Consider the following 8722-nt stretch of genomic DNA (forward strand, 5'->3'; position numbering starts at 1 on the left):
GCGGGCGCGCTCGCCGCCGGACAGTTCGGTCGCCACCCGCCCCTTCAGATGCAGCGCATCGGCGCGCATCAGGGCGGCGTCGATCAGCGCCTCATCCTCCGCGGAAAGGCGGGACAGCGGCCCCAGATGCGGCAGGCGGCCCAGCGCCACCAGCCGCTCCACCGCCAGCGGCCAGTGCAGCGTCTGTCCCTGCGGCAGATAGGCGATGCGCCGGGCGATCTGCTGCCGGCTGAGCCGGCCGCTGTCGACGCCGTCGATGAGGACCGTGCCGCCCGCCCGCCGCACCAGCCCCAGCAGCGCCCGGATCAGGGTCGACTTGCCGGCGCCGTTCGGCCCGATAATGCCCAGCAGGCATCCCGGCTCCAGCAGCAGGTCGACGCCGTTCACCGCCGGATGCCGGCCCAGCCTGACGGAAAGCCCCTGCGCGCGGATCGTCACCATAGCCGCCGCTCCCGCATCAGGTGGATCAGGAAGACGGGCACGCCCAGCAAGGCGGTCAGCACCCCCAGCTTGAGTTCGCTGCTGGTCGGGATCAGCCTGACGCCGATGTCCGCCAGCGTCAGCAGCGCCGCCCCGCCCAGCATGGAGGGCAGCAGGATCGCGGAGGGCGAACGGTCGGTCAGCGGCCGCACCAGATGCGGCACGATCAGCCCGACGAAGCCGATGGCCCCGGACACCGCCACCGCGCCGCCCACGCCTATGGCGACGCCCAGCATCAGGCGGATGCGCGCCCGGCGAAGGTCGATGCCCAGCGCCTGCGCGCCATCCTCCCCCAGCGTCAGCGCGTCCAGCGTCCGCCCGTCTGCGATCAGCAGCGCCGCGCCGACGGCAACGCAGGGCAGCGCGATCCAGACATGGCTGTAGGCGCGGTTTTCCAGGCTGCCCATCAGCCAGCTCATGATCTCCATGGCGGCGAAGGGATTGGGCGACAGGTTCAGCGACAGGCTGATCCCCGCCCCCGCCAGCGTCGCGATGGCGATGCCGGCGAGGATCAGGGTGAGCGGGCTTTCCGCAGGGCCGGCCAGCAGGAACAGCGCGCCTATGCCGATCAGGCTGATGAGGATGGCGAGCGCCGGAAGCGCCAGCGGATGCACCTGCGCCAGCCCGAAATACAGCGCGCAGACGGCGCCGAGGGCCGCCGCGTTGGACGCCCCCAGCACGGAGGGTTCGGCCAGCGGGTTGCGCAGATAGCCCTGAAGCGCGGCGCCGGCGAGGCCCAGCATCGCCCCGACGATCAGGCCAAGCAGCATGCGCGGCAGGCGCAGGTCGATCAGGATGGCGCGGGCGACATCGTCGCCGCCGCCGGTCAGAACAGCAAGGATGCGCTCCGGAGAGAGCGGCACGGCCCCCAGCGTGACGGAGCCGAGGGCGGCGATCAGCATCAACAGGATCAGCGCGGGGATCAGCAGCGGGTGACGGCGGACGCTCATGGCTTGCGCGGCCTTCATTGCTTGCTACAGCGTGCCGTGCTCCTGCGAAGGCAGGAGCACGGTGGTTTGTTGAGGCACAATCCGGGAGCAGCAGCGTGCGGCGCAGAATAATCTTTACAGCGTTCTGCGCCCTGGTCCTGACCGGCGCGGCGCCTGCCCAACCCCGGCGCATCGTGTCGCTCAACACCTGCGCCGATCAATATGTGCTCGCTCTGGCCGACCCGGCGCAGATCGCGGCGCTCAGCCCCTATGGGCACGACCCGGAACTGTCGGCGGCGGTCGGCAAGGCCCGCGCCTTCCGCACGCTCAAGCGCCCGGCGGAGGAAGTGCTGGCGCTGCGGCCCGACCTGCTGATCGGCTTTCCCGAAAACGACGGCGTCGTCGGCGCGCCTCCGGGCCGATGGCGGACTTTGGGGCTGGCGAGCGCGGACGGCTATCCCATGATCCTGGCGCAGATCCGTCAGGTTGCAGCGGCGGTCGGCCATACCGAACGGGGCGAAGCGCTGATCCGGGCCATGAATCGCGACCTCGCCGCCCTGCCCCGCCCGAAGCGTCGCGGGGTTGCCGCCTATTATCAGCGGCGCGGCTATATGACCGGCACCGGCACGCTGGTCGACGACCTGATGCGGCGCGTGGGGCTGGTCAATCTGGCGGGCAGGCTGGGCAAGCCGGCGCTGTCGCAACTGTCGCTGGAGGAGATGATCGCCGCCCGCCCCGACTGGCTGATCGTGGAGAGCGGCAGCGAAGAGGTGGTCGATCAGGGGACGGAGATGCTGCGCCATCCCATATTGCGCGCCATTCCGCGCATCCGCCTGCCGCAGGCGTGGACGGTGTGCGGCGGCCCCGCCTATGTCGATGCGGCGCGGAGCATCGCTGCGCAGCTTGACGGCGCTGCGCACAAGGGCATGGCGCAGCTTGACGGAGCCGTGCGCAAGGGCGCGGCGCGGGTGAACGCCGCGCCGCGCCATTAGGCTATTTTCAGAAGCGCACACGCACGCCGCCGAAGGCCGACCGGCCATAGGTGCCATAGCCATGGACCGTGGCATATTTCTCATCGGTCAGATTGTCGATGCGGCCGTAGATCTCCAGATTCTCCCGGATGGGGAAGGATGCCCGCACGTCCGTCACGGCATAGCCGTCCAACCGGATCGCGTTGGTCGCATCGTTGAAGCTGTCGCCCACCATCGTCACCGTCACGCCGGTCGACAGGCCGAACGGCCAGACATAGTCCGCCGAAACGCTGACCGCATTGGCGGCGCGGCGCGGCAGCCGGGCGTCGGTATTGCGGTCGCGCGCATCGACATGGCTGTAGGCGGCGGTGACGGTCAGCGCATCGACAGGCTTCAGGGCCAGCATCGCCTCCACCCCCTTGGCGCGGGTGCGGTCCAGATTATTGTACCCGCCGTAAAGGCCGATCGAATCATCGTAATTGATCTGGTCCTTCGTATCGCGGCGGAATGCCGTGACGGACAGGATCGCCCGGTCGCCGTCCAGCCTTTGGTCGAAGCCGATATCATAGCTTTTCGACCGTTCGGGACGCAGGCCCGCATTGCCGACGTCAGTGCCGTAAAGCTGATAAAGGGACGGGGCCTTGAACCCTTCGCCATAGCTCATGCGGATATTGGTCGCGCCGTTGTTGGGCGTGTAGTTGGCATTGGCGCCGAAGGTAGTCGCGCCGCCGAACTGGCTGTGATCGTCACGCCGCGCACCGCCGGTCAACGACAGACCCGCAAAGGGCTTCAAGATCGCCAGCGCATAGACGCTGTCGACATCGGCCTTGTGGCTTTCCACCGAGCCGAAGCCGGAGAAGTCATAGTCGGGCCGTTCATGTTCATAGCCGAAGACCAGCTTCGCCTGATCGACCGGCTGATAGACGCCCTCATATTCGAAGCGCAGATTGGTGCCCGAATAGCCATAGGGGCCGAATGCGGATGTATAGTCGCGGTCCATGCGGAACCAGGTCACGGCCGCCCGGTTGGTGAGCCTGCCGTCGAACAGCGACAGGTTCAGCCCGGCATAGCCGACATATTGATCGGATTTGGAGGTGTCCGCCGTGCTGTCCAACACGCCGTTGTCGGTATCCAGATCGGCATGGATATAATAGCCGCGCAGGTCGAGGCTGAGGGTATCGGTGAAGGCCAGCTTCAGCTTGGCGTTGGCGGCGATATTCTCATAGCCGTCCTTTTCCGTGCCATTGGCGGCGGAGGAAATGCCGTCGGTGTTGAAATAGGCGATGCCGACGCCGCCCGATGCGATGCCGCTGCCGCCCGAAACATCCGCCTTGGCGTTCAGCGTGTCGCTATAGCCGTAATCGACCGATGCATTGCCCGCGAAACCGGCGGCAGGCGTGCCGGTCATGACGTTGACGACGCCGCCGACCGCCTGGCTGCCATAGGCGATGGAGTTGGACCCCCGCAAAATTTCGATCCGCCGGATATTGCCGGTCAGCAGATTGCCGAAATCGTACATGTCGCCGATGCCGCTGGTGTCGTTGACCTTGACCCCGTCGATCAGCACCAGCGTCTGCGTCGTTTCCGCGCCGCGCAGCGAAACGCCGGTCACGCCGCCCAGGCTGCCGCTGCGATTGAAGCGCACGCCCGGCGTGGTGGCCAGCAGGTCTACGACGCTGACGCTCTGGCGCGTGCGGATGGTGTCGGCGTCGATGACGGTGACGGCCTGGCCGACCTCGTCGCGGGGCTGCTCGATGCCCAGCGCGGTGACGATGATCTCGTCATCATCGGCGGCGAAGGCGGGCGCGGCCGCAAGCAAAGCGGCAAGAGAGAGGGTGGCTTTCAACATTATATCTGTTTCCCTGAGCGTCGCTGCGACTTCATGGCTCAGGGCATCCGCTCATCGCGGTCGGCGCAGGGGGAAGTCGACGCCAGTGCCCTCCCCCGCACCGATGCGGCCCTGCGCCGCTTCGTCGCTCAGACGGAAAACACCGTGCCATGGCCAACCCCTGGGCCAGGGCAAGAGCGACCATGCGCCGGCAGGTCTCCTGGCTCGCGGGTCAACGCAGCGATGCACGCCTTCCCGGACTTGCGTCCAGTGGCCGGTCCATGGACCGAAGTGCATCGCGCTCACCGCTTACAGTTGCAGGGACAGCCGCGGAATAGGACGGTTTCCCGCCCGCACCGCATTCCCGTTTTCAGCCCTTTGGGGGCACCGGCGCGATCTTCTTTGCGCGCGAGGGTTTGTCCCCGCCCGCGCCGCGCGCCATAAGGGAAAGCGAGGACAATGCCAAGCGGCATGAGGAGGGACGGAATGCGATTGCTGGGCGCGGTTCTGGCCGGGGGACGATCCAGCCGCTTCGGCAGCGACAAGGCCTTGGCGATGCTCGATGGGCGGACATTGCTGGATCATGCGGCGGGGGCGCTGGGCGCGCATGTCGAGACGGTCGTGATTTGCGGACGGCGGGTTCCGGGAATGATCGGACTGGCGGACCGGCCGGCGGCGGACATGGGGCCGTTAGGGGGGCTGAACGCCGCGCTGCATCATGCGGCGGCGCAGGGTTATGACGCGGTGCTGACGACGGGGTGCGACGTTCCGGTCTATCCGGACGGGTTGGCGCAGGCCTTGATCGGGGACGGCGCGGCGATCCTGAAGGGGCAGCAACTGGCGGGATTCTGGCCCGCTTCATTGGCGGGAGAGCTGGATGCGCATCTGGCCGAGGAGAATAGCCGGTCGATTTACGGCTGGCTGGAGCGGGCCGGGGCGCGGATCGTGGAGCGGCCGGAGTTCGTGCTGCCCAATATCAACCGGCCGGAGGATCTGGAAAGCTTCACTCTTCCCCGATTGGGCTGAGCCTGTCGAAGGGTTCGGCTTCTCTTGAGGAGAAGAAAAGGGCTTCGACAGGCTCAGCCCGAACGGAGGAGATATACGTCATACCGTGATAGAGGCGCTTGCGGCTATGTCGGCGGGGAGATTTGTCCCCGCCACCGCTTCTCCGATCAGCAGCAGGGTAGGGTCTTCATCGCTGATCGTCGCCACCAGGAAGGCCAGCGCCGACAGCTTGCCCCGGATCAGCCGTTCATTGGGAAGCGAGACATTGACCGCCACCATCACCGGCGTCTCCGGATCGCGCCCGGCGGCGATCAGCGAGCGGCTGATTTCTCCGGCAGCGGCGCGGCCCATATAGATGCCCAGCGTGCCGCCCGGCCGGGCGAGTGCTTCCCAGTCGAGCTTCAGCGGCTCGCCCGCCTTCAGATGCGCCGTCACCAGCGTCAATCCCCGCGCCACGCCGCGCAGGGTGAGCGAGGCATGGCCGTTCGCCGCCGCCGCGCTGGCGGTGGTGATGCCGGGGCAGATGCGCACGGCGACGCCCGCCTCCGCCAGATGCTCCATCTCCTCCGCCGAGCGGCCGAAGACCGACGGGTCGCCGCCCTTCAGGCGGACGACGCGCTTGCCCGCCTTCGCCGCCGCCAGCAGCAGGTCGTTGATGCTTTCCTGCGCCTTGCTGTGGCGGCCGGAGCGTTTGCCGACGCTGACCCGCTCGACGCCCTGCGGGATCAGGTCCAGCACCCCCGGCCCCACCAGCGCGTCGTGGAAGACGATCTCCGCCGCCGCGATCAGCTTTTCGGCCTTGCGGGTCAGCAGGTCCGGATCGCCGGGGCCTGCGCCCACCAGCCAGACCTCGCCGGGGGCGATAGGCTCATTCGGCTGCATGAAGCGTCTCCTGCGATGTCTGGGTGAGGATGTTGGCGAGCGCGGGGCGGCACGATCCGCAATTGGTCCCCGCCCCCAGCGCCTTGCCAATGGCGGCGACGTCGACCAGATCCTGCTCGCGGATGGCAGCGACGATCTGGTTCAACCCGATGTCGAAGCAGACGCAGACGGTCGCGCCCTTTTCCGGCTGGCTGCCCGGTCCCCGCGCCGCGAGGACGGAACCGCCGACTCCCTCTGCCTGCAACTGGCCGACCAGCCAGTCGCGCGAGGGCAGCAGGCCGGTGCGCGTCACGAACAACACGCCATTCAGCCTGCCCTCGCCGATGGTCGCCACGCGGCGCGTTCCGCGGGAGGCGTCCATGGCCTCGACCCGGTCGCCCTTCGGAAGGAAGGCGTCGAGGCGGGCCGGATCGCCATTGCCGGCGATCTCGTACAGCGCGCCGCCCGGAACGGTGATCCGGGTGGACCAGAGGCAGGGCAGCTTCACCGGCTCATCGCCGCGCAGGATGAGGAAACCGCTCCACTCGGTCGCGACCTTCTCGACGCTGGCCGGGGTGGATTTGAAGCCGGGCTGGCCCGAATGCGGATCGACCAGCGGACGGGGGAGCAGGCCGGTGCGGCCGCCGCTCGACATCCGGTCGGTCCAGTGGATCGGCGTGAAGATCTCGCCGGGGCGCTGGCCTTCGCTCAGGCTGACGCGGAAGATGCTGTTGCCCTGCGCCGTCTGGACGCGGGCGAGATCGCGGTCGACGATGCCCAGCGCCTCGGCGTCCTTGGGATGGATTTCGACCTGCGGCTCCTCGCGATGGCGCGCGAGTTTCGGGGACAGGCCGGTGCGGCTCATCGTGTGCCACTGGTCGCGGTAACGCCCGGTGTTGAGCGTCATCGGCCAATCCCGCAGCGGCTCCTGAACCTCCATCTGCCTGGTCAGGACCAATCGCGCCCGGCCGTCCGGCGTCGGGAAGCGGCCGTCGGCGAAGGGCGTGCCGCCCCAGCGGAACGGCTCCATGGCGTCATAGGCGTCGTTACCGATGGTCGCATGGGAGCGCAGGTTGAGCAGCCGCTCTCCGTCATTCCGATAGGCGGTCAGGCGCGCATGTTCGCGCCAGATGTCCGCAGGCCGGTCATAGGCGAAGGCGCTGCGCCATCCCATGCGGCGGGCGACTTCCTTGACGATCCACCAGTCGGGCTTCGCCTCTCCCGGCAGCGGCAGGAAGGGTCGCTGGCGGCTGATCGTGCGGTCCGAATTGGTGACGGTGCCGTCCTTTTCCCCCCATCCGGCGGCGGGCAGGCGGACATGGGCATGCGTGCTGCTGTCGGTTTCGGCCATGATGTCCGACACGACGAGGAAGGGGATCGCCTCCAGCGCTTCGCGCACGCGGCCCGCGTCGGGCATGGAGACGGCGGGGTTTGTCGCCATGATCCAGAGGGCCTTGATCCGGCCTTCGTTGATGGCGCGGAACAGGTCGACGGCTTTCAGGCCCGGCTTGGTCGCCATGGCGGGGGCGGCCCAGAAGCGGCCCACCCGCTCCACATTTTCCGGCGCGAAATCCATATGGGCGGCAAGGCTGGAGGCAAGGCCGCCGACTTCGCGGCCGCCCATGGCGTTGGGCTGGCCGGTGATCGAGAAGGGCGCGGCGCCCGGCTTGCCGATGCGGCCGGTGGCGAGGTGGACGTTGATGATCGCGTTCACCTGGTCGGTGCCGCGGATCGACTGGTTGATGCCCTGGCTGAACAGCGTGACGGTGCGCGGCGTGGCGGCGAACAGCTTGTAGAATTGTTCCAGCAGCGCGGGCGCGACGTCGCAGGTCTTCGCCGTCGTCCAGAGGTCATGCCCGTCGCGGACATGCTCCCAGAAATCTTCGGGCGCGCTGACATGATCGGCGAGGAAGGCGGGGTCGGTGGCGCCCTCCGCCGCTACCCAAGCAAGCAGGCCGTTCATCAGGGCGACGTCGGTGCCGGGCTTCACCGGCAGGTGCAGGTCCGCGCCTTCGCAGCTTTCGGTGCGGCGCGGATCGATGACGACCAGCTTCGTCCCGCGCGCGGCGCGGGCCGCCTGGATGCGCTGGTAGACGATCGGGTGGCACCATGCGGTATTGGAGCCGACCAGCACGATCAGGTCCGCTTCGTCCAGATCGTCATAGCTGGCGGGCACCACATCCTCGCCGAAGGCGCGATTGTGCCCGGCGACCGCGCTCGACATGCAGAGGCGGCTGTTGGTGTCGATGTTCGCCGAGCCGATAAAGCCCTTCATCAGCTTGTTGGCGACATAATAATCCTCGGTCATGAGCTGGCCGGAGACGTAGAAGGCCACGCTGTCGGGACCGTGGCGGTCGATGGTTTCGCGGAATTTCCGCGCTACCAGGTCCAGCGCCTTGTCCCAGCTTGCGCGCCTGTTGCCGATCATCGGGTGCAGCAGGCGGCCGGTCAGGCCCACCGTCTCGCCCAGATGCGTGCCCTTGGAGCAGAGGCGGCCGGCATTGGCGGGATGCGCCTCATCGCCCTTGATCGTGACCGAGCGGTTGCCGGTCGGCGTGGCCGAAATGCCGCAGCCGACGCCGCAATAGGCGCAGGTGGTGCGGACACTTGTCATAGCCCCTCCCTTTCAAGGGAGGGGTTGGGGTGGG

At 68.0% G+C, this 8722-nt stretch carries 7 protein-coding genes and 1 riboswitch; of the genes, 2 read left to right on the forward strand and 5 right to left on the reverse strand.

Going from position 1 to position 8722, the window contains the following annotated elements; translation table 11 throughout:
* Together L286_RS36995 and L286_RS37000 are read right to left on the reverse strand one after the other, a co-directional pair.
* A partial coding sequence (locus L286_RS36995) for an ABC transporter ATP-binding protein (protein WP_021223533.1) occupies positions 1–441 on the reverse strand: 441 nt, incomplete at its 3' end.
* Entirely contained in the window at positions 435–1430 is a 996-nt protein-coding gene (locus L286_RS37000; RefSeq protein WP_031293341.1) for a FecCD family ABC transporter permease, read from the reverse strand. The genes L286_RS37000 and L286_RS36995, both read right to left, overlap by 7 nt.
* A gap of 95 nt (positions 1431–1525) precedes the next feature.
* Here L286_RS37000 and L286_RS37005 point away from each other — a divergent pair, with 95 nt between their 5' ends.
* A complete protein-coding gene (locus L286_RS37005; RefSeq protein WP_021223535.1) occupies positions 1526–2401 on the forward strand; it encodes an ABC transporter substrate-binding protein in 876 nt (291 codons plus the stop codon).
* A 7-nt stretch (positions 2402–2408) separates the two neighbouring features.
* Here the strand turns inward: L286_RS37005 and L286_RS37010 are convergent, their stop codons facing one another.
* A complete protein-coding gene (locus tag L286_RS37010) occupies positions 2409–4229 on the reverse strand; it encodes a TonB-dependent receptor plug domain-containing protein (protein ID WP_031293343.1) in 1821 nt (606 codons plus the stop codon).
* A gap of 172 nt (positions 4230–4401) precedes the next feature.
* A riboswitch (cobalamin riboswitch) is annotated at positions 4402–4615 on the reverse strand.
* Between the two features lie 79 nt (positions 4616–4694).
* Here L286_RS37010 and mobA point away from each other — a divergent pair.
* Complete coding sequence (mobA, locus tag L286_RS37015) at positions 4695–5234, forward strand: molybdenum cofactor guanylyltransferase (RefSeq protein WP_021223537.1); 540 nt, start codon at positions 4695–4697, stop codon at positions 5232–5234.
* Between the two features lie 78 nt (positions 5235–5312).
* Here mobA and cobA read toward each other — a convergent pair whose 3' ends face one another.
* Together cobA and L286_RS37025 are read right to left on the reverse strand one after the other, a co-directional pair.
* The gene (gene cobA, locus L286_RS37020; RefSeq protein WP_021223538.1) at positions 5313–6095 is read right to left on the reverse strand and encodes a uroporphyrinogen-III C-methyltransferase; all 783 of its coding nucleotides are present in this window, start codon (positions 6093–6095) and stop codon (positions 5313–5315) included.
* A complete protein-coding gene (locus tag L286_RS37025; protein WP_021223539.1) occupies positions 6082–8688 on the reverse strand; it encodes a molybdopterin-dependent oxidoreductase in 2607 nt (868 codons plus the stop codon). Before L286_RS37025 ends, cobA begins: the two co-directional genes overlap by 14 nt.
* Positions 8689–8722: the final 34 nt, after the last annotated feature.

The sequence above is a fragment of the Sphingobium sp. HDIP04 genome (assembly GCF_000445085.1).
Lineage (GTDB): Bacteria > Pseudomonadota > Alphaproteobacteria > Sphingomonadales > Sphingomonadaceae > Sphingobium > Sphingobium indicum.